Source organism: uncultured Cellulomonas sp. (assembly GCF_963527515.1).
In the GTDB taxonomy this organism is placed as follows: domain Bacteria; phylum Actinomycetota; class Actinomycetes; order Actinomycetales; family Cellulomonadaceae; genus Cellulomonas.
The window spans coordinates 55,587-74,996 of the sequence record NZ_CAURTV010000003.1 but is presented as its reverse complement, the minus strand read 5'-3'; the positions used below and the strand labels follow the sequence as shown (position 1 = coordinate 74,996).

Genomic DNA, 19,410 nt, shown 5'->3' with positions numbered 1-19,410 from the left:
AACCTAGCGCGGCGGGCGCCCCTACTTCTTCGCGGCGGCCTTGCTCTTGGCCGGTGCGCGCTTGGCGGGTGCCTTCTTCTTCGCCGGGGCCGACGCGCGCTTCTCCACGAGCAGCTCGATGGCCTGCTCGCGCGTGATCGTCTCGGGCGTGAGATCCCGCGGCAGGGTCCGGTTGGTGACCCCGTCGGTGACGTAGGCGCCGAAGCGCCCCTCCTTGACGGTGATCGGCTTCTCGGAGGTCGGGTCGTCACCGAGCTCGCGCAGCGGGGGCGCGGACGTGGCGCCGCGGCCGCGCTTGGGCTGGGCGTAGATGGCCAGCGCCTCGTCCAGCGTCGTCGTGAAGAGGGCCTCCTCGGACGCGAGGGTGCGCGAGTCCGTGCCCTTCTTCAGGTACGGGCCGTAGCGGCCGTTCTGCGCGGTGATCTCGGTCCCCGACTCGGGATCCACGCCGACCACGCGGGGCAGCGACAGGAGCAGGAGGGCGTCGTCCAGCGTCACCGACTGCAGCGACATGGTCTTGAGCAGCGACGCCGTGCGGGGCTTCGGCGCGGCCGCGAGAGCCCGCTTCTGCGCGGCGGCCGACAGGGACGTGTCGATCTCCGGCTCGGGCAGGAGCTCGGTCACGTAGGGGCCGTAGCGGCCGTTGCGCGCGACGATCTGGGTGCCGGTCGTGGGGTCCGTGCCGAGCACCTGGTCGCCCTCGGGCTGCGTCTCCAGCAGCTCGCGGGCCTTGGCCACGGTGAGCTCGTCGGGAGCCAGCTCCTCGGGGACGGACGCGCGCCGGGTGGTGCCGTCCTCGGCCGGCTCCGCGAGAGAGTCCTCGAGGTACGGGCCGTACCGGCCGACGCGCAGCACGATGCCCTCGCCGATCGGGATCGAGTTGACCTCGCGGGCGTCGATGTCGCCGAGGTTCGCGACGAGGTCACGCAGACCCTCGCCCTCCTCGTTGCCGGACCCGTCGCCGAAGTAGAACCGCGACAGCCACGCCACCCGGTCCTTGTCCCCGGCCGCGATGGCGTCGAGGTCCTGCTCCATCTCGGCGGTGAAGTCGTAGTCGACCAGCCAGTCGAAGTTCTCCTCGAGCAGCCGCGTGACGGCGAACGCCAGCCACGAGGGCACGAGCGCCTGCCCGCGACCGGTCACGTACCCGCGGTCCTGGATCACGGAGATCGTGGCGGCGTAGGTGGACGGGCGGCCGATCCCGCGCTCCTCCAGCGCCTTGACCAGGGAGGCCTCGGTGAAGCGCGGCGGCGGGGACGTGCGGTGGCCGTCGGCGGAGAGGTCCGACGCCGACAGCGGGTCGCCCTCGGCCATCTTCGGCAGCCGGGCGTCGCTCTTCTCGGCCGCACCCTCCTCCGACGAGTCGTACCGGGAGTCGTCGCGGCCCTCCTCGTACGCCGCGAGGAACCCGCGGAACGTGATGACGGTGCCCGACGCGGAGAAGAGGACGTCGGTGCCGTCGGCCGCCGTGGCGCCGAGGCGGACCGAGGCGGTCTGCCCGCGGGCGTCGGCCATCTGCGAGGCCACCGTGCGCTTCCAGATCAGCTCGTAGAGCCGGAACTGGTCGCCCGACAGCTCCTTGGCCACCTGCGCGGGGGTCCGGAAGTGGTCGCCGGCGGGGCGGATCGCCTCGTGGGCCTCCTGCGCGCCCTTCGCCTTGCCCGTGTAGACGCGGGGCGCGTCGGGGATGTACTCGGGGCCGTACAGCTCGGACGCCTGGCGCCGCGCGGCGTCGATCGCCTGCGTGCTCAGCGACGAGGAGTCCGTACGCATGTAGGTGATGTAGCCGTTCTCGTACAGCCCCTGCGCGGTGCGCATGGTGGCTCGCGACGCCATCCGCAGCTTGCGCGACGCCTCCTGCTGCAGCGTCGACGTGGTGAACGGCGCGGCGGGGCGGCGGGTGTACGGCTTGGTCTCGAGCGACGCGACGGAGAACGACGCCTCCGCGAGCCCGGCGACGAGCGAGGTCACCCGGGCCTCGTCCAGGTGCGCGACGTCGGCGGCGCGCAGCTGGCCGTTGTCGGCGAAGTCCCGTCCCGTGGCGACGCGACGCCCGTCGACAGAAGAGAGCCGCGCGTTGAACGACGGCTCGGCGCCGTCCTCCACCGCGAACGTCCCCGTCACGTCCCAGTAGTCGGCGGCGACGAACGCCATGCGCTCGCGCTCGCGCTCGACCACCAGCCGCGTCGCGACGGACTGCACGCGGCCGGCGGACAGACCCTGCCGGACCTTGCGCCACAGGACCGGGCTGACCTCGTACCCGTACAGCCGGTCGAGGATGCGGCGGGTCTCCTGCGCGTCGACCAGCCGGTCGTCCAGCTCGCGGGTGTTGGCCAGGGCGCGCTGGATGGCCTCGCGGGTGATCTCGTGGAACACCATGCGCTTGACCGGGACCTTCGGCTTGAGCTCCTGCAGCAGGTGCCAGGCGATGGCCTCGCCCTCGCGGTCCTCATCGGTGGCCAGGAAGAGCTCGTCCGACTCCTTGAGGAGCTTCTTGAGCTCGCTGACCTTCTTCTTCTTGTCGGCGTCGACCACGTAGTACGGCGCGAAGCCGTTGTCGACGTCGACCGCGAACTTGCCGAACGGACCCTTCTTCATGTCCGCGGGCAGCTCCGAGGGCTGGGGCAGGTCGCGGATGTGCCCGACGCTCGCCTCGACGTCGTACTCCTCGCCGAGGTACCCGGCGATCGTGCGCGCCTTGGCAGGCGACTCCACGATCACGAGCTTGCGCCCTGCAGACATCCGTCAGGCCCTTCTCAGACATCGACGGGCCGGACGGCCCGCGTCTCGTTCACCGCTGGGGACTCTACGGCGTGGCGTCAAGCCCGCGGCAATCGCGATGCCGCGGCCTGCCGCAGCACCAGCATGAGCGCGAACGCCAGGCACGACGCCATCAGAGCGCCCGCGGCGCCGCCCAGGTACGCGGTGACCTCCTCCGCGCGAGCCCCCAGGCCGTCCCGGTTCTCCCAGGTGTGCGAGAGCGCGACGACGGCCGACGCCCCCGCCGCGGCGCCGACGACGAGCAGCCCCGCGACGACGGCACGCATCGTCGCGGGCGTCGGCGGGCGGTCGTTCGCGAGGCGGAGGGCACCGGTCGCCGTCGACGCCCGCGCGGGGGTCAGCGCCACCAGCGCGCACGCGATCGCGGTCCACGCGAGCACGACGAGCACGGCTGCGACGACGTCCGAGGGCCGGTGCCACTGGCCGATGAGCGTCGAGACCCCGGTGGCGGTGGTGTAGCCCGCACCGAGCACCGCCGCCCACGGACGCCCCCGCGGGGGCACCACCAGCAGCAGGGCCGCCGAGACCGAGGCCGCCGCGGTGGTGTGGCCGCTCGGCAGGGTGTTGCCGTAGCTGGCCTCGACGCCGAGCTCGGGCCGGTAGAACACCCAGTTCTTGAGGACGCGGGTGGTGAGGTTGGCGCCGATCATCAGCACCGCCACCTGGACGGCGAGCGACCAGCGCCGACGCAGCGCGGCGATCAGCATGGCGGCGAGCAGGACGATCGCGATGAACCCGACCGACACCACGTCGAGCACGCGCTCGGCCACGCGCCACAGCTGCGTCTGTCCGTACAGCGCACCCTGGAACGCGGCGTTCTCCACCTGCTGACCGGCCAGCGTCTCCACGAACACCCGGTACAGGACGACGACACCCGCGAACGAGAGCACCGCGACCAGGAGCGCACCCGCCACGACCGCGCCACGGCGGTCCCGTGCGGCCGGGACCGGTCGCACGGGAGCAGGCAGGACGGGGGTGTCGCTCACCCGGACAACGGTAGGTCACCCGGACGGGTGCACCGCGTCCCGTACCGCTGTGCGAGCACCGGTCACGGGAACGGCGTCGGCTCGCCCGGTCCGACGACCACCGCGTGCCGGCAGCCGCCGAGCCGGGCCCGGACGTCGTCGTCGGCGTTGATGCACAGCAGGCAGCCACCACGACGCTCGAGCTCCCACCCCGCCTCGTCGATCGCGTCCGCGGCCCGACCGCTGCGCAGGCTCACCGCGGCCAGGTCGAGCACCACCAGCGACGCCGTCGCCGACAGCGCGCCCAGCAGCGCCCGGAGGCGGCCGACGTCGGCGCGGCCGAACGACCCGGCGGGCCGGACGCTGGCGGTCAGCCACGGGTCGTGCCCTGCGTCTGCGGTCACCGTGCTCATGGCGTGCCTCCCGGCTATGTGGTCCTGCGCTCGACACCCATGTCACTCTCCGGGGCTGGGGACCGCCTGGACATGACCCTCTCTTGACCTGTGGATGCCCCGGGGTCGCGCACGCCCCGACGAGAACAACCTGGGTGGCGTTCTGCGGTCCCATAACGCCACCCACGTTGTTCTCGCCCCCGGTCACGCTCCGCGGGCTGCCGCGACCGCGCGGGCGGTGTCCTCCGCGATCAGGTCCACGTTGAGCGCTGCCGCCGCGCGCGTGCCGGCCGCCATCGCGCCCGTGACCTGGGCCATGAGGTCGGTCGCGTTCCCCGCCAGCCACACGCCCGGGACGCTCGACGCCCCCATGAGGTCCGCCGCGGCGTGCTCGCCGACGCCCATCTCGTGCGGGACCGCCACGAGTCCCAGGCCGGCCAGCCCGTCGAGGCGCGCGACGAACCGCGGCATGACGGTGAGCGCCGACCGCGCGACAACCTCTCCGGACTCCAGCCGTACCCCGGTGAGCCGGCCGTCGGTCGACAGCACCTCCGCGACGACACCGGGCACCACGCGGATCCCGAGCGCGGCCAGCTGGTCGGCCTGCTCGGGCGTCGGCTCCGGCGCGGTGTGCTGGAGGAGCACCACGTCGTCCGACCACTGCCGGAACAGCAGCGCCTGGTGCACCGACCGCTCCGAGGTGCCGAGCACCCCGATCGGCTGGTCGCGCACCTCCCAGCCGTGGCAGTAGGGGCAGTGCAGCACGTCGTGGCCCCAGCGCTCCCGCAGGCCGGGGACGTCCGGCAGCTCGTCGACGAGCCCGGTGGCCACCAGCAGGCGTCGCGCCCGCTCGGAGCTGCCGTCGTCGAGCGTCACGACGAAGCCGTCGCCGTCGCGCTCCGCGGCCACCACCCTGCCGGTCCGCACCGACCCGCCGTAGCCGACCAGCTCGGCCCGGCCACGCTCCAGGAGCACCAGCGGCGGCACGCCCTCCTGACCGAGGACCCCGTGCACTCCCTCGGCGGGCGCGTTCCGGGGCGTTCCGCCGTCGAGCACCAGGACCGACCGCCGGGCCCGCGCCAGGGTCACCGCCCCGCTCAGGCCCGCAGCCCCACCACCGATGACGATCGCGTCTCTCATGCGGCAAGCATCAGACTGCTCCCGTCCGACCGGCAAGCATCCTTGCCGAAGTGGCAAAGTGAACCCGTGGACGACATCGACCAGCTGATGCGCACGGTCGGCCCCCGGCTCCGCGCGGTCCGGCAGCAGCGCGGACTGACCCTGGCCCAGGCGTCGGACGGCACCGGCATCTCCGTGAGCACCCTGTCGCGGCTCGAGTCCGGCACCCGCCGTCCGCAGCTGGAGCTGCTCGTCCCGCTCGCCGGGCTGTACCGCGTGCCGCTGGACGAGCTGGTCGGAGCGCCCGCGACGGGTGACCCGCGCATCCACCCCCGCCCGGTCACCGAGCACGGCAAGACCGTCATCCCCCTGTCGCGGCGGTCGGGCGGGATGCTCGTCTACAAGCTGGTCCTGCCTCCCGCAGCGCCGACGCCCGAGCCGGAGCTGAACACCCACGACGGGTACGAGTGGCTGTACGTCATCGACGGGCAGCTGCGGCTGGTGCTCGGCGAGCACGACCTGGTGCTCCCTCCCGGCGAGGCCGCCGAGTTCGACACGCGCGTGCCCCACTGGTTCGCCAACGAGGGACCGGGGCCGGTGGAGCTGCTGGTCATCTTCGGCACGCAGGGCGAGCGGGTGCACCTGCGGGCGTCGCCGCGCAGGAAGGAGCAGGGCCGCCCCGCCCCCGGCTAGCAGCCCTGTGGAGAGGGAGCCGGGGGCAGGGCGGGGCTCAGCGGACCTGGAGCTCGACCGGCACCGGCTGCGGCTGGAACCCGGCGGCGGCGACGGCCGCGGGGTCGTGCCGCAGGCAGGCGACCGACCGGCGCGGGTCGTCTCCCTCGACCGCGGGCGCGACGAGCTCCGGGGTGACCACGGCACAGGCGTCGAACACGAACGCGCAGCGGTCCCGGTACGGGCAGCCCGTGGGCAGGTTCGACATGTCCGGGGGCGATCCCGGGATGCCGGTCAGCTCACGCCGCGGTCCGCGCAGGGGCGGGAACGAGTGCAGCAGGGCGTCGGAGTAGGGGTGCCGCGGCCGGCGGTACATGTCCTGCGCTCCGGCGTCCTCGACGATCTCGCCGGCGTACATGATGGCGATCCGGTCGGCGATCTCGATGAGCAGCGAGACGTCGTGCGTGATGAAGATGACCGAGAACCCGAGCCGGTCGCGCAGCTCCGCGATCTGCTCCACGATCTGCCGCTGCATGACCACGTCGAGGGCCGTCGTCGGCTCGTCCATGATGAGCACCTGCGGGTCCAGCGCGAGGGCCATCGCGATCATCACGCGCTGCCGCATGCCGCCCGAGAGCTGGTGGGGATAGTCGCGCAGGCGGTCGGCGGAGATCCCGACGAGCTCGAGCATCCCGGCGGCCCGCTCCAGGGCCTCCTTCTTGGTGACGCCGGGCAGGTGCGCGGTGATGGCGTCGGCGATCTGCCGCCCGATCCTGTACACCGGGTTGAGGGAGTTCATCGCGCCCTGGAACACGATGGCCAGGTCCTGCCACCTTGCGGCCCGCAGCTCGGGGTCGCTGAGCGTGAGGATGTCGGTCTGCTGCCCGGACCGGTCGGTGAAGATGACCTCCCCGCCGGTGATCAGGCCGGGCGGGGGCAGCAGCCGGGTCGCCGCGTACGCGAGCGTCGACTTGCCGCAGCCGGACTCGCCGGCCAGGCCGAGCACCTCGCCCCGGTTGAGGGTCAGCGACACCTGGCGCAGCACGTGCGTCGGGTCGTCGTCGTACCCGTAGTCGACCGACAGGTTCTTGATCTCCAGCACGGGATCGGTGGCCGCCGCCCCGGAACGGAACGCGCGCTGGGTGGTGACGACGGCACTCATGCTCGGTCCTCCTTGGCCTCGTGGACCACCGGCGTGAAGCCGATGCGCGGGCGGATCTTGCGCTTGCGCATCGACCGGGCGTTCAGGCCGACCGACCGCAGGCGCGGGTTGACGAACTCGTCGATCCCGAAGTTGATGAGCGTGAGCGCCATGCCGAGCAGGGCGATGAGCAGACCGGCGGGCACGAACCACCACCACGCACCGCGCTGCAGGGCCAGCTGCGCCTGCGCCCAGTACAGGACCGTGCCCCAGTTCCACTCGTTGGTGGGCGTGATGCCGACGAACGAGAGCGTGATCTGCGACAGGACGGCGAACCCGACGGTGCCGACGAACCCTGCGGCGATGATGGCCGTGAGGTTGGGCAGGATCTCCGCGGAGATGATCCGCCAGGTGCTCTCGCCGTTGGCGCGTGCCGCCTCGACGAAGTCGCGTTTCCGGAGCGAGAGCGTCTGGGCTCTCAGGACGCGGGCGCCCCAGGCCCAGCCGGTCGCGGCGATGACCAGCGCCACCGTCAGGCCGCCGGCGGACGGCAGCTGGCCGGCGATGATGATGATGAGCGGCAGCTGCGGGATCACCAGGAACACGTTGGACAGCGCGGACAGGGTCTCGTCGCCGAACCCGCCGATGTAGCCCGCGGTGACGCCGACGATCACGCCGATCACCGTGGCCACCGTGCCGGCCACGAACCCCACCACCAGCACGCTGCGGGTGCCCAGGATGAGCTGGCTCATGATGTCCTGCCCCTGGTGCGTGGTGCCCATGAGGTGCTGCCACGAGGGCGACTGCAGGATGGCCGAGGACCGCTCGTTCGGGTCGTACGGCGCGATCCACGGCCCGATGAGGGCGATGAGGAAGAAGAACCCGAGGATCACCAGGCCGGTGAGCGCCTTCGCGTTGCGCATGAACAGGAACCGGCGCTTGCCCTGGTGGGGGCCGGCGGCGTCGGGCACGACCTCGAGGTCCTCGAGCAGTGCGGCGTCGACGGTCATGTCAGCCCTCCTGACGCGTACGGGGGTCGAGGAAGCCGTAGGCGACGTCGGCCAGCATGTTGGCGAGCAGCACCGCGAAGGTGATCACCAGGAAGCACCCCTGCATGAGGGGGTAGTCCTTCGCGTTGACCGCGCTGAACAGGAAGTAGCCGATGCCCTGGTAGGAGAACACGATCTCCATGACCAGGGTGCCGCCGACGATGAAGCCGAGCGACAGCGCGAAGCTGGACACCTGCGGCAGGATCGCGTTCCGGGCGGCGTAGCCCATCATCACGGTCCGCTCCTTGAGGCCCTTGGCCTGCGCGACGGTCACGTAGTCCTCGGAGGACACCGTCACCATCATGTTGCGCATGCCGAGCATCCAGCCCGCGATCGAGGAGATCACGATCGTCATGGCCGGGAGGAACCCGTAGTAGATGACGGACCCCACGAACTCCCACGACAGGTTGGGCACCGAGCTGCGGTCGTAGCTGGCGCTTGCGGGGAACCAGCCGAGCGTCACCGAGAACAGCGAGATCGCGATCAGGGCGAGCCAGAAGTACGGCACGGCCGAGAAGAACGTGGACAGGGGCAGCAGCCCGTCCGCCCAGGTGCCGCGGCGCCAGCCGATCCCCGTGCCGACGAGCGTGCCGACGGTGAAGCTGATGAGCGTCGCGACGCCGACCAGCCCGATGGTCCACGGCAGCGCCTGCCGGATCACGTCGGCCACCGGAGCCATGTAGGAGAACGAGGTGCCCAGGTCGCCGCTCAGCAGCAGCCGCCAGTAGGCCAGGTACTGGTCCCAGAGCGACATGTCCTTGTCGAGCCCGAACAGCGCGCGCAGGGCGTCGGCCGCGTCGGGGCTGATCCGGCCCTGGTTCTTGGCGATCAGCGCGCTCACCGGGTCGCCCGGCATGATCCGCGGGATGAAGAAGTTGATGGTGATCGCCGCCCAGGCGGTGATCGCGTAGAAGATGATGCGGCGGGCGAAGAACCTCATCGGTCGGCCTCCAGCACGGAGATGTCCACGGCCGGCCGCTCGCCGTACGCGTCGAGCACCGAGCCCAGCGACGGGCGGTCCTCGCGGTCGGCGTAGCCCCAGCAGGCGGCCTCGCGGCCCTCGCCCACGGACATCAGCGGCGGCACCTCCGTGCGGCAGACGTCGTTGGCGAACGGGCAGCGGGGGTGGAACCGGCAGCCGGCGGGTGGGGCCACCAGGCTCGGCGCCTCCCCGCGGGCGCCCCGGGCACGGGCCTCGAGGTCGTCGGGGTCCGGCGCGGAGCGCACGAGCAGCTGCGTGTACGGGTGCTTGGGGTCCTGCGTGACGGACTCCGAGTCGCCCTTCTCGACGACCCGCCCGGCGTACATGACCATCGTCGTGTCGGCGAAGTAGCGGGCCGACGCGATGTCGTGCGTGATGTAGAGGATGGCGAGCTGCAGGCGGTCCCGCAGGTCGCGCAGCAGGTTGAGGATGCCCAGGCGGATCGACACGTCGAGCATCGAGATCGGCTCGTCGGCGAGCAGCACCTCGGGGTCGGCCGCGAGCGCGCGGGCGATGGCCACGCGCTGGCGCTGACCGCCCGAGAGCTCGTGCGGGAACTTGTCGATGTACCGCGCGGCCGGGCGCAGCTGCACCCGGTCCAGCAGCTCCTCGAGGGCGGCCTCCAGCTCGACACCGCGCAGGCGTCCGCGGTGGATCTTCAGGCTGCGCGTGAGCATGTAGCGCACGGTGTGCACGGGGTTCAGCGACCCGAACGGGTCCTGGAAGATCATCTGCACCTTGCGCACGTACTGGTGGAACGCCCGCCGGTTCTTCACCGTGGCGTCCTGGCCGTGCAGCAGGATCTGGCCGCCCGTGACGGGCATGAGCTGCGCGAGCAGCCGGGCGATCGTGGACTTGCCGGAACCCGACTCCCCCACCAGGGCGACCACGCGGCCGCGGTACAGCTCGAGGTTCACGTCGTCGACGGCGTGCACGACCTTGTGCGAGCGGAAGCCGCGGACGGGGAAGTGCTTGCGCAGGTCGATCGCCTGCAGGACGGGGGGATCTTCGTGCGGGGAGCTCATCGGGTTCACCTTGGGGGACGGGGTACGGCGGGCGAGAGTGACCTCGCCCGCCGTACCGCGTGGGCTTACTCGGTCGGTGTCAGCTTCGACAGGATGAGTGCCGCCTGCGGACCCGTCGGCTGCGGGTTCGCGTACGGGTCCTCAGCGGTGGGGAAGCCCGTGTAGTTGACCGTCGAGTACTGCGCGACGGCCGGACGCGACCAGATCACGAGGCCGGGGACGTCCTCCACGAAGTGCTTCTGGACGACGTCCAGGGCAGCCGCGCGGTCGTTGTCCGAGGTGCCGGCCTTGAAGTCGGCCAGTGCCTTCGTGACGTCGTCGTTCTTGTAGCGACCGAAGTTCCAGGTGGCCGACTCACCGAGCGGCACGTAGGACGCGCCGTCCATGATGTTGGAGTACATGTTCCACGGCGTCGAGCCCCCGTCGGTCCAGTGCAGCGACGCCTGGAAGTTGCCGAACGGGATGATGTCGTTGAACCAGGTGTCCTGGACGACGCCCTCGACGGGCGCCTCCACACCGAGCGCCTTGGCACCCTCGGAGATGATCCCGAGCGCGTCGAGGTAGTCGGTCCAGCCGGTCGGGTTCTGCAGCGTGAAGGCGACCTTCTCGCCGTCCGGGTCCACGAGGGCACCCGCGCCGTCCCAGGTGTAGCCGGCCTCCGTGAGGACCGCCTTGGCACCGTCGACGTCGACCGAGAGCTCCTGGTCCGCGTACGCGTCCGAGATGAACGCGTCGCCCGAGGGCTGCGGCAGGCCGGTCACGCTCTTGATCTGCGGCCAGACGCCGTACCCGGCGGTGGTCGAGATGTCCGCGCGGTCCACGACCATGTTCAGCGCCTGGCGGAACGCCACGTCGTTGAACGGCTTGGTCTCGTTGTTCAGGTAGAGCACGTCGACGCCGAAGCCGCCGCCCGCCACCTGGTGGAAGTGGTCGGGGTCCTTGGCGATGAACGTGTTCTCGAAGTCCGGGATGAACGTCCAGCCCCACTGCGCCTCACCGGTGGTGAGCGCCGTGGTCAGGCCCGCGTTGTCGTTGAACGTGTCGTACCGCAGGGTGCCGACCTTGGGGGTCTCGCCCCAGTAGTCGGTGTTCGGCTCGAGCGTGACGGCCTGCGGCGTGAACGACTTGAGCGTGAACGGGCCGGTCCCGATCATCTCGTCGTCGGTCCACGTCACCGCGTCCTGGCCCTCCCACAGGTGCTTGGGCACGATGAGGAGCTTGAGCAGCTTGACCTGGTTGACGTACTGGCCGGTCAGGAAGTTGACGGTGACCTTGTTGCCGTCGACCGTGATGTCGCCGTACTGGTCGGGGAAGTCGGTGTTCAGCTCCTTGGTGTCCTTGCGGAGCTGGATGGAGAACGCGATGTCCTCGGCGGTGAAGTCCGTGCCGTCGGACCACTTCACGCCGTCGCGGGCGGTGATCACGGCCTGCGTCGAGTCGGCGTTCCACTCGACGGACGTGGCGAGCCACGGCGTCGGGGGGTCCGTCGGCTTGAGCTCGTTGACCTGCATGAGCGACTCGTAGACCGCGAACGCGTACCCGAGCGAGAGCGACGCGGAGCCGTTCGCGAGCGGGTTCTGGTTCGGCTGCTGCGGGCCGTTCGGCATGCCGATCGTCAGGATCTTGTCCGAGACGCCGTCGGCGCCGGTCGGGTCGTCGCTGGTGCCACTGCCGCCGGAGCAGGCGGTGGCGAGCAGCGCGAGGGTGGCCGCCGTTGCGACCACCGTCGAGAGCTTGCGGATTCTCACGAGTGCCTCCTTGCACTGGATGTGGAACTGCTGGTCGTACCGGCCCGACGGGACTGCGGATCTCGTCGGACCGGAGCTGTGCTGGTCGGGCTGCTGGGTGGCGCTAGGCCGGCGGGGGACCGGGGAGGGCCACGTCGACCGTGAGGCGCAGGTCGCTCGAGGAGCGGCCGACGCGGAGCGGATAGGTACCGGCCGGGGTGACCCAGCCGGGCCGTGCCGAGTCCCACGTCCGGAACGCCTTCGCGTCCACCCGGACCTGGACGACCGCGTGCTCGCCGGCTGCGGCGTGCACGACGCTGAACCCGCCGAGCCAACGGGAAGGACGAGCGGTTTCCCGCGCTGTGTCCTCCGTGGGTGGCTCGACGTAGACCTGGACCACCTCGCGCCCATCGCGGGCGCCGGTGTTGCGGACGGTGACGTCCAGGACCACCGAGCCGTCGGCGTCGAGGCGCTGCGCGACGCCCTCGTACTCCCAGCTGGTCCATCCCAGGCCGTGACCGAAGGGCGCAGCCGGGGTGCGGCCGAGCCGGAGCCAGGAGCGGTACCCGACGTGGACGCCCTCGTGGTACTCGACGACGCCTTCCACGGGGATCGCGTCCGGCACCGGCACGTCGGACTCGTGCGCGGGCAGCGTCCAGGGCAGTCGCCCGGTGGGCTCGGTGACGCCGGTGAGCACGTCCGTCAGCGCCTGCGGCCACTCCTGACCGCCGAGCCACGCCCACAGCACGCAGGGCACCTCGTCGAGCCAGGGCAGCAGCACGGGGGCGCCGGCGTTCACCACGACGACGGTCCTGGGGTTGGCGGCGAGCACGGCCTTGACCAGCTGGTCCTGGGTGCCGGGCAGCGCGAGCGACGTGCGGTCGTACCCCTCGGACTCGATCTCCTCGTTGGTGCCGACGACGACGATGGCCAGGTCGGCGGCTGCGGCGGCCTCGACGGCGACCGCGAGGAGCTCGTCCGGGGACGTGCCGGGCGTGCGGTGCACCAGCTCGGCGCGGGCGAAGCTGGCGTACCCGACCGGGTGCACGGCCTGCACCAGGGCGTCGACCTCGACCGTCGTCGGCTCGGTCACGTCGATGACGAGGGTCGCGGGGGGTGGCTGGTTGACGCTGGAGTCGAGGATGACCTCGGCGCCGACCACGCGGTCGCTGGTGGACAGGACCTGCCCGCCCACCGTGATCCGGTGCCGCCCGACCGTGCCGACGCCGACCTCGTGGCGGCCGGGCTCGTCGAGCCGGACGGTGGTACGCAGCCGCAGCGCGACCGCGGGGCCGGGCACCTCGCGCAGCCAGCCGCTCCACTGCGTGACGTCGACCGCCGCGAGGACGGCCCCGTCCGCGTCGATCAGCTCGCCGAGCGCGCCGGCGCTCCCCGCGGGCGTCGTGCACCGGCCGGCCAGGTCGAGCGAGGGCGGCAGCAGGCGCGACACGGCACCCGGGTGCACGTCCACCTGGACCTCTCCGAACGCCTCGCGCACGGCGGCCTCGGGCGTGGACAGGTGGTCCGGTCGGACGAAGGCGGACCCGCCGCCCTGCACGAACGGGTGCACCGCGTTGGGCCCGAGCAGGGCGATCCGGGTGATCTGGTCGGGCGACACCGGCAGCGCGTGCTCGTCGTCGCGGAGCACCACCATCGACCGGGACACCAGCTCGCGCAGGACGCCGCGCACGTCCACGTCGGCCACCCGGTCGCGGTCCGCCCCCGAGGGCGCCACCCCGTGGAGGGCGCCGACGCGCTGAGCGAGCCGCAGCAGGCGCAGGACCTTCTGGTCGAGGAGAGCCTCGCTGACCTCGCCGGTGCGGACCGCGTCGAGCAGCCCGTCGCCCCAGGGACCGTCCGGGCCGGGCATCTGCAGGTCGAGACCGCCCTCGGCCGCGGCGGCGACGGACGTGGTGGCCACCCAGTCGCTCATGACGACGCCGTCGAAGCCCCACTCGTCCTTCAGCACGCCGGTGAGCAGCGGGCGGTGCTCGGCCGCGGTCGCGGCGGTGGTCCCGTCGTCGATCCCGGAGTACGCGCTCATCACGGACCACGCCTGGGCGTCGTGCACCAGCCGCTCGAAGGGCGCCAGGTAGACCTCGCGCAGCGTCTGCTCGTCGACGCGCGACAGGTAGCTGGTGCGCTGGGTCTCGGAGTCGTTGGCGACGAAGTGCTTGACGCACATGCCGACCCCGCGGTCCTGCGCGGAGCGGACCACGTGCACCGCGATGTCGCCGGTGAGCAGCGGGTCCTCGGAGTAGCACTCGAAGTGCCGGCCACCGACCGGGGTGCGCTGCAGGTTCACCTGCGGGGCGAGCACGATATCGACACCGTGCCGGCGGGCCTCCGCGGCGAACACGCGGCCCACCTGGTCGGCCAGGTCGACATCCCACGTGGCGGCGAGCGCGCTCGGGGCGGGGAAGGAGGCGGAGGTCTCGTCGGTCGACTCCGAGATGCCGCGGACGCCGGCGGGGCCGTCCGAGACGTGCATGGCGCGCAGGCCGATGTGCGGGATCGCCGTGGTGGACCACAGACCGGCGCCGACGACGAGGCGGGTCTTCTCCTCCAGGCTGAGGGCAGCCAAGATGGCGGAGAGCTCTGAGGTGGGCCGTTCAGCCGTGGGCGGCTGGGGAGCCGTGTCGAGTGACACTGCGGGTTTCTCCGATCGGACAGCGTTGTCGTCTGGGGAGAATGAAAGCACAACTTACTGACTTGTCAGTAAGTGCAAAGATCACAGTATGGTTTCGGTCATGGACGACGCCGTTCCCCCCGCTGCCGTGCCGAAGCGCCGCGCGCGGCAGCCCCGTCAGGCCACGGCGGACCGTCGCGCGGAGATCCTGCGCGCAGCGGCGGTCACCTTCGGGTCCAAGGGGTACAACAACGGCTCGCTCGCCGAGGTCGCCGAGCAGGTCGGCATCACGCACGCGGGCGTCCTGCACCACTTCGGCTCCAAGGAGCAGCTGCTGGTCGAGATGCTGGAGTACCGCGACAAGGAGGACGTCCGCGACCTGGAGGGCCAGCACATCCCCGGCGGCCTCGGCCTGTTCCAGCACCTGGTCCGCACCGCGCGCATGAACGTCGACCGGCCCGGCATCGTCCAGAGCTACTCGGTGCTGACCGGCGAGTCCGTGACCGAGAACCACCCCGCCCGCGGCTGGGTCACCGACCGGTTCCGTGTCCTGCGCGGCGAGATCGCGGACGCCGTGATCGCCGTCGGTGAGGGCAGGGTGTCCCGCGAGACCGCCGACTGCGCGGCCAGCGCGATCATCGGCGTCATGGACGGGCTGCAGGTCCAGTGGCTGCTCGACGACGGCGTCGACCTGCCGACGTCCACCCAGTTCGCCATCGAGGCGATCCTGGCCGCGGCGCTGCAGGGCCCCGAGCGCCCGCAGCCCCTGGCCTGACGCTCAGGCGATTCACAGGGTCGGCCCAGGCGCAGGACAGGCAGCGCCGTCACGCTGAGGTCATGTCGACGTCCACCATCCGCCGCCCCGACGCCCTGTCCCGAGCAGACGGCACCCCCGTCCGCGCCCTCGTCGTCGACGACGAGCCGACCCTCGCCGAGCTGCTGTCCACCGCACTGCGCTACGAGGGCTGGCAGGTGGAGCACGCCCTGTCGGGCCACGCCGCCGTCCGGGCCGCCAAGACGCTGGACCCCGACGTCATCGTGCTCGACGTCATGCTGCCCGACCTGTCGGGCATCGACGTGCTCCGCCGCGTGCGCGCCACGCACCCGAACGTCCCCGTGCTGTTCCTCACCGCCAAGGACGCGGTCGAGGACCGGATCGCGGGCCTGACGGCCGGTGGCGACGACTACGTCACCAAGCCGTTCAGCCTGGAGGAGGTCGTCGCGCGCCTGCGTGCCCTGCTGCGCCGGACCGGTGCGGTGTCGGCGCGTGAGGAGGCCGTGCTGGTGGTCGGCGACCTGCGCATGGACGAGGACAGCCACGAGGTGTCCCGCGACGGCGAGGACATCCGCCTGACCGCCACCGAGTTCGAGCTGCTGCGCTACTTCATGCGCAACCCCAAGCGCGTGCTGTCCAAGGCCCAGATCCTGGACCGCGTCTGGCAGTACGACTTCGGCGGCCAGGCGAACATCGTCGAGCTGTACGTGTCCTACCTGCGTCGCAAGATCGACAAGGGCCGCACGCCGATGCTGCACACGCTGCGCGGCGTCGGGTACGTGCTGAAGCCCTCCGTCTAGTGCGCTGGACCCTGCGCCGGCGCCTGGTCGTCATGGTCGTGGTGCTCGTCGCGGTGGTCGCCGGTGCGATGGGCACGGTGTCGACGCTCGCGCTGCAGAGCTCGCTGGTCACGCAGCTGGACGAGAAGCTCACCGCGGCCAACAGGCGTGCCGCGGACTTCCCGCGGGAGGGCGACAGGGCGCCCGACGAGGTCCCCGCACCCCCGGTCGGCACCGGCGACTTCCGTCCGGGGCAGGACGCGGGCACGGTCAACGTGGAGCAGCCTGCCGGGGTCGACCCGGCGGACCTGACCGTGTTCCAGGCCGGCTTCGTGGACGACGACGGCACACCGACCGCCCTGACCGACGCGCAGACCGCGCAGATGCTCGCCGTCCCCACCGACGGGGACATCCACACGATCACGCTGGACGGGCTCGGCACCTACCGCGCCGTCTCCAGCACCGACGCCGACGGCACCACCACGGTGACCGCGCTGCCCACCTCGTCCGTGACCAGCACCGTCACCCCGTTCGTCGTGGTCGAGCTCGTGGTCGCCGCGCTCGCCCTGCTGGTGGCCGCGGCCGTCGGCATGGTGCTGGTGCGCCGCGAGCTGCGGCCGCTGGACCGCGTGGTCGGGACCGCCAACCGGGTCGCCCGGCTGCCGCTGGACCGCGGCGAGGTGGTGCTGGCCGACCGCGTGCCCGCGCAGGACACCGACCCCGCCACCGAGGTCGGGCAGGTGGGCGCCGCCCTCAACCAGCTGCTCGGGCACGTCGAGCAGGCGCTGGCCGCGCGGCACGAGTCCGAGTCGCAGGTCCGGCAGTTCGTCGCCGACGCCAGCCACGAGCTCCGCACCCCGCTGGCGTCCATCCGCGGGTACGCCGAGCTGGTCCGCCGCTCCCCCGACGAGCTGCCCGTGAGCGCCCTGCAGGCCATGTCCCGGGTCGAGTCGGAGTCTCTGCGGATGACCGGGCTGCTGGAGGACATGCTGCTGCTCGCCCGCCTGGACGCCGGCCGCCCGCTGGCGTCGGAACCCGTCGACCTGACCGTGCTGGCCATCGACGCTGTCACCGACGCGCACGCCGCCGGCCCGGACCACGACTGGCGGCTCGACCTGCCGTCCGACGAGGTCCTGGTCACCGGCGACGACCACCGGCTGCGGCAGGTGCTGGCCAACCTGCTGTCCAACGCCCGGCTGCACACCCCGGCGGGCACCACCGTCACGGTCCGCGTCCGGCGCACGGGCGACGACGTGGTGGTCCAGGTGGCCGACGACGGTCCCGGCATCCCGCCCGCGCTGCGCGAGAGCCTGTTCCAGCGGTTCACCCGCGGCGACGCCTCCCGCAACAGCGCCACCGGGTCCACGGGCCTCGGCCTGGCGATCGCCAGCGCCGTCGTCACCGCGCACGGCGGCACCCTGGCGGTCGACAGCGACCACGGCACGACCTTCACGGTCACCCTCCCCGCAGCCCGCTGACCCGACCGCCCCGGGGTGCGGACGTCGAGGGGTGGCCGCGGGGGCGGCGGCGCGCCAGGCTGGACGGGTTCCTCACCCGACACCTCGACAGGAGCGACCGATGGCGGACCTCAGCAAGGCGTTCAGCGGCTTCTCGACCGACGACGTGCCCACCGCGCTGGCGTTCTACGCCGACACGCTCGGGCTCGACGTGACCGAGGAGAACGGCATGCTCTTCCTGCACTTCGAGGGTCATGACGTGCTCGTCTACCCCAAGGGCCCGGCGCACGCCCCGGCCAGCTACACCGTGCTGAACTTCCCCGTCGAGGACGTCCCCGCCACCGTCGCGGAGCTGCGGGGGCGGGGGGTCCCGTTCGAACGGTACGAGGGCACGCCGACGGAGACCGACGAGGACTACGTGTTCCGGGGCGGTGGCCCGCTGATCGCCTGGTTCACCGACCCCGCGGGCAACGTCCTGTCGATCATCGCCGCCAGCTGAGGACGAGAACATCGTGGGTGGCGTTCCCACCCACGTGGTTCTCTCCGGCCCTCACGTGCTGGTCATGAGCGCCAGCAGGAGCGTGACGACGACGATGCCGATCAGGTGGTAGCCGCCCGTGATGAGTCCGAGGCGGAACGGGTGCGGCGTGTGAGGCGTGAGCGCGTTGGTGACGGAGATCGCCAGGGCCACACCGAGCCCGACGACCACAGCGAGTGCGAGAGCGTCGACGAGTCCCTCGGTGCCAGACCGTGCCAGGAGCGCGGCCATGGTGACGGTGACGAGCAGGGAGCTCAGCAGCGGCACCACGTAGTACGCCGCGGAGAACCGATCGCCCGCGACCCGCCGGTGACCGATCGCGTCGTCCCAGGCTTTGCCGAACAGCGGCGTGAACCACACCGCGCCGAGCAGGAAGTAGGCGAGAGTGGCGACGGGGACGGCGAACCAGCGCAGGTCCCCGAACAGATCGAAGGTGGTGGTCACGAGTGCCATCGTCGGGAGCACACCCTCGCGACGTCTTGGAGAAACGCGACACCGGCGATGCAGCGACGACCTCGCCCGTGGCGGTGCCCGCCGGGCGGCCCATCCGGTCCGACGAGCCCTCCGGCGTGCTGCACCCCGGCAACCTCGCCCGGTACGCCGCGCGATGGCTCGAGCCCGACCCGGCGGTGCACGACGTCGTCGACCAGTTCTGGCACGTTCGGTGGCGCATGGACGACGGAGAGGTCGTCGACCAGGCGATCGTCGACCTGCCGGCGATCACCCTCTCCATCGAGACCGGGTCCGTCCCGGCCGCGCTGGTGGTGACCGGCGTGCACCGCCGGGCGTGGCACCGGCGCATCGAAGGCTCAGGCGACGTCTTCGCGATACGGCTGAGGCCTGCCGGTCTGGCGGTGCTCAGCTCCCTGCGACCCCACGACCTCGCCGACGCGACGCTGCCGCTCACCGCCCGGCTCGACAGCCGGCTCCACGACCTCATGGTCCGCATCGCGCAGGAGCGCACGCCGCAGGCACGCGCCCGAGCGGCCAGCGGCCTGGTCGTCGACCTGATGCGGCGGCACCCGGCGCCGTCCACGCACCTGCTGGCCAACCGTGTCCTGGACGAGCTGCGGTCCGGCGCCCACCAGCGGACGGGGACCACGCTCGCTCGGCACTTCGACGTCAGCGAACGAACGATCCAGCGGGCGTTGTCAGCCACGCTCGGCATCGGACCGAAGCAGGCCGCCCGGCGTCTGCGCCTCCAGGAGGCAGCCCGGGCGATCGCGGTGCACGGCGACGACGAGCTGGCCGCGGTCGCGGTCCAGCTCGGCTACACCGACCAGGCGCACCTCACCAGCGACTTCCGCACGGCGACGGGCACGACGCCCGGAACCTACCGGCGCACCCTGCGACGGCTCACCGAGTCGTCATGAAGGTGC

General features: G+C 72.0%; 17 protein-coding genes. 6 read left to right on the top strand and 11 right to left on the bottom strand.

From position 1 onward, the window contains the following. Positions 1–21 precede the first annotated feature (21 nt). The 4 genes from topA to RYN42_RS01810 form a co-directional block, all read right to left on the bottom strand. Complete coding sequence (gene topA / locus RYN42_RS01825) at positions 22–2,742, bottom strand: type I DNA topoisomerase (protein WP_315093216.1); 2,721 nt, start codon at positions 2,740–2,742, stop codon at positions 22–24. A gap of 77 nt (positions 2,743–2,819) precedes the next feature. Further along, the gene (locus RYN42_RS01820) at positions 2,820–3,767 is read right to left on the bottom strand and encodes a phosphatase PAP2 family protein (protein ID WP_315093215.1); all 948 of its coding nucleotides are present in this window, start codon (positions 3,765–3,767) and stop codon (positions 2,820–2,822) included. A 62-nt stretch (positions 3,768–3,829) separates the two neighbouring features. Further along, positions 3,830–4,159 carry a hypothetical protein gene (locus RYN42_RS01815; RefSeq protein ID WP_315093213.1) on the bottom strand — a complete coding sequence of 110 codons (330 nt, stop codon included), beginning with the start codon at positions 4,157–4,159 and terminating at the stop codon, positions 3,830–3,832. Between the two features lie 183 nt (positions 4,160–4,342). Next, a complete protein-coding gene (locus tag RYN42_RS01810; protein ID WP_315093212.1) occupies positions 4,343–5,278 on the bottom strand; it encodes an NAD(P)/FAD-dependent oxidoreductase in 936 nt (311 codons plus the stop codon). A gap of 87 nt (positions 5,279–5,365) precedes the next feature. On the opposite strand from RYN42_RS01810, the gene RYN42_RS01805 reads away from it, so the two are divergent. Continuing rightward, positions 5,366–5,950, top strand: coding sequence for a helix-turn-helix domain-containing protein (locus RYN42_RS01805; protein WP_399552376.1), 585 nt, complete (start codon positions 5,366–5,368; stop codon positions 5,948–5,950). Positions 5,951–5,987: 37 nt separating this feature from the next. Here RYN42_RS01805 and RYN42_RS01800 read toward each other — a convergent pair whose 3' ends face one another. The 6 genes from RYN42_RS01800 to RYN42_RS01775 all read right to left on the bottom strand — a co-directional run bounded on the left by RYN42_RS01800 (position 5,988) and on the right by RYN42_RS01775 (position 14,437). Beyond that, positions 5,988–7,091, bottom strand: coding sequence for an ABC transporter ATP-binding protein (locus RYN42_RS01800; RefSeq protein WP_315093209.1), 1,104 nt, complete (start codon positions 7,089–7,091; stop codon positions 5,988–5,990). Further along, a complete protein-coding gene (locus RYN42_RS01795; protein ID WP_315093207.1) occupies positions 7,088–8,080 on the bottom strand; it encodes an ABC transporter permease in 993 nt (330 codons plus the stop codon). The genes RYN42_RS01800 and RYN42_RS01795 overlap by 4 nt, the downstream gene beginning before the upstream one ends. A 1-nt stretch (position 8,081) precedes the next feature. Beyond that, positions 8,082–9,059 (bottom strand): ABC transporter permease, encoded by a 978-nt coding sequence (locus tag RYN42_RS01790; RefSeq protein ID WP_315093205.1) that lies wholly within the window; start codon positions 9,057–9,059, stop codon positions 8,082–8,084. Then, a complete protein-coding gene (locus RYN42_RS01785; protein ID WP_315093203.1) occupies positions 9,056–10,126 on the bottom strand; it encodes an ABC transporter ATP-binding protein in 1,071 nt (356 codons plus the stop codon). Before RYN42_RS01785 ends, RYN42_RS01790 begins: the two co-directional genes overlap by 4 nt. 65 nt (positions 10,127–10,191) lie before the next feature. After that, positions 10,192–11,874 (bottom strand): ABC transporter substrate-binding protein, encoded by a 1,683-nt coding sequence (locus RYN42_RS01780; RefSeq protein WP_315093200.1) that lies wholly within the window; start codon positions 11,872–11,874, stop codon positions 10,192–10,194. Positions 11,875–11,977: 103 nt separating this feature from the next. Further along, a complete protein-coding gene (locus tag RYN42_RS01775; protein WP_315093198.1) occupies positions 11,978–14,437 on the bottom strand; it encodes a glycoside hydrolase family 3 C-terminal domain-containing protein in 2,460 nt (819 codons plus the stop codon). A gap of 166 nt (positions 14,438–14,603) precedes the next feature. On the opposite strand from RYN42_RS01775, the gene RYN42_RS01770 reads away from it, so the two are divergent. From RYN42_RS01770 to RYN42_RS01755, 4 genes are all read left to right on the top strand, one after another. Continuing rightward, positions 14,604–15,257: a TetR/AcrR family transcriptional regulator gene (locus RYN42_RS01770; RefSeq protein WP_315093196.1), complete on the top strand. Its 654-nt coding sequence runs from the start codon at positions 14,604–14,606 to the stop codon at positions 15,255–15,257. 62 nt (positions 15,258–15,319) lie between these two features. Next, a complete protein-coding gene (locus RYN42_RS01765) occupies positions 15,320–16,057 on the top strand; it encodes a response regulator transcription factor (protein WP_315093194.1) in 738 nt (245 codons plus the stop codon). Next, positions 16,057–17,514 (top strand): HAMP domain-containing sensor histidine kinase, encoded by a 1,458-nt coding sequence (locus tag RYN42_RS01760; protein WP_315093193.1) that lies wholly within the window; start codon positions 16,057–16,059, stop codon positions 17,512–17,514. Before RYN42_RS01765 ends, RYN42_RS01760 begins: the two co-directional genes overlap by 1 nt. Positions 17,515–17,614: 100 nt before the next feature. Then, on the top strand, positions 17,615–17,992 hold the full coding sequence (locus RYN42_RS01755; protein ID WP_315093192.1) for a VOC family protein: 378 nt from the start codon (positions 17,615–17,617) through the stop codon (positions 17,990–17,992). A gap of 51 nt (positions 17,993–18,043) precedes the next feature. On the opposite strand, the gene RYN42_RS01750 is transcribed toward RYN42_RS01755, so the two are convergent. Next, positions 18,044–18,475, bottom strand: coding sequence for a DUF1761 domain-containing protein (locus RYN42_RS01750; RefSeq protein WP_315093191.1), 432 nt, complete (start codon positions 18,473–18,475; stop codon positions 18,044–18,046). Positions 18,476–18,552: 77 nt separating this feature from the next. Here RYN42_RS01750 and RYN42_RS01745 point away from each other — a divergent pair, with 77 nt between their 5' ends. Next, positions 18,553–19,404 (top strand): helix-turn-helix domain-containing protein, encoded by an 852-nt coding sequence (locus RYN42_RS01745; RefSeq protein ID WP_315093189.1) that lies wholly within the window; start codon positions 18,553–18,555, stop codon positions 19,402–19,404. Positions 19,405–19,410 lie beyond the last annotated feature (6 nt).

Excerpts from the sequence above, each read along its gene's own strand:
- RYN42_RS01755 (WP_315093192.1), top strand. The coding sequence starts at position 17,615 with ATGGCGGACCTCAGCAAGGCGTTCAGCGGCTTCTCGACCGACGACGTG.
- RYN42_RS01785 (WP_315093203.1), bottom strand. The coding sequence starts at position 10,126 with ATGAGCTCCCCGCACGAAGATCCCCCCGTCCTGCAGGCGATCGACCTG.
- RYN42_RS01815 (WP_315093213.1), bottom strand. The coding sequence starts at position 4,159 with ATGAGCACGGTGACCGCAGACGCAGGGCACGACCCGTGGCTGACCGCC.
- RYN42_RS01795 (WP_315093207.1), bottom strand. The coding sequence starts at position 8,080 with ATGACCGTCGACGCCGCACTGCTCGAGGACCTCGAGGTCGTGCCCGAC.
- RYN42_RS01800 (WP_315093209.1), bottom strand. The coding sequence starts at position 7,091 with ATGAGTGCCGTCGTCACCACCCAGCGCGCGTTCCGTTCCGGGGCGGCG.
- RYN42_RS01805 (WP_399552376.1), top strand. The coding sequence starts at position 5,366 with ATGCGCACGGTCGGCCCCCGGCTCCGCGCGGTCCGGCAGCAGCGCGGA.
- RYN42_RS01765 (WP_315093194.1), top strand. The coding sequence starts at position 15,320 with ATGTCGACGTCCACCATCCGCCGCCCCGACGCCCTGTCCCGAGCAGAC.
- RYN42_RS01790 (WP_315093205.1), bottom strand. The coding sequence starts at position 9,059 with ATGAGGTTCTTCGCCCGCCGCATCATCTTCTACGCGATCACCGCCTGG.
- topA (WP_315093216.1), bottom strand. The coding sequence starts at position 2,742 with ATGTCTGCAGGGCGCAAGCTCGTGATCGTGGAGTCGCCTGCCAAGGCG.
- RYN42_RS01770 (WP_315093196.1), top strand. The coding sequence starts at position 14,604 with ATGGACGACGCCGTTCCCCCCGCTGCCGTGCCGAAGCGCCGCGCGCGG.
- RYN42_RS01810 (WP_315093212.1), bottom strand. The coding sequence starts at position 5,278 with ATGAGAGACGCGATCGTCATCGGTGGTGGGGCTGCGGGCCTGAGCGGG.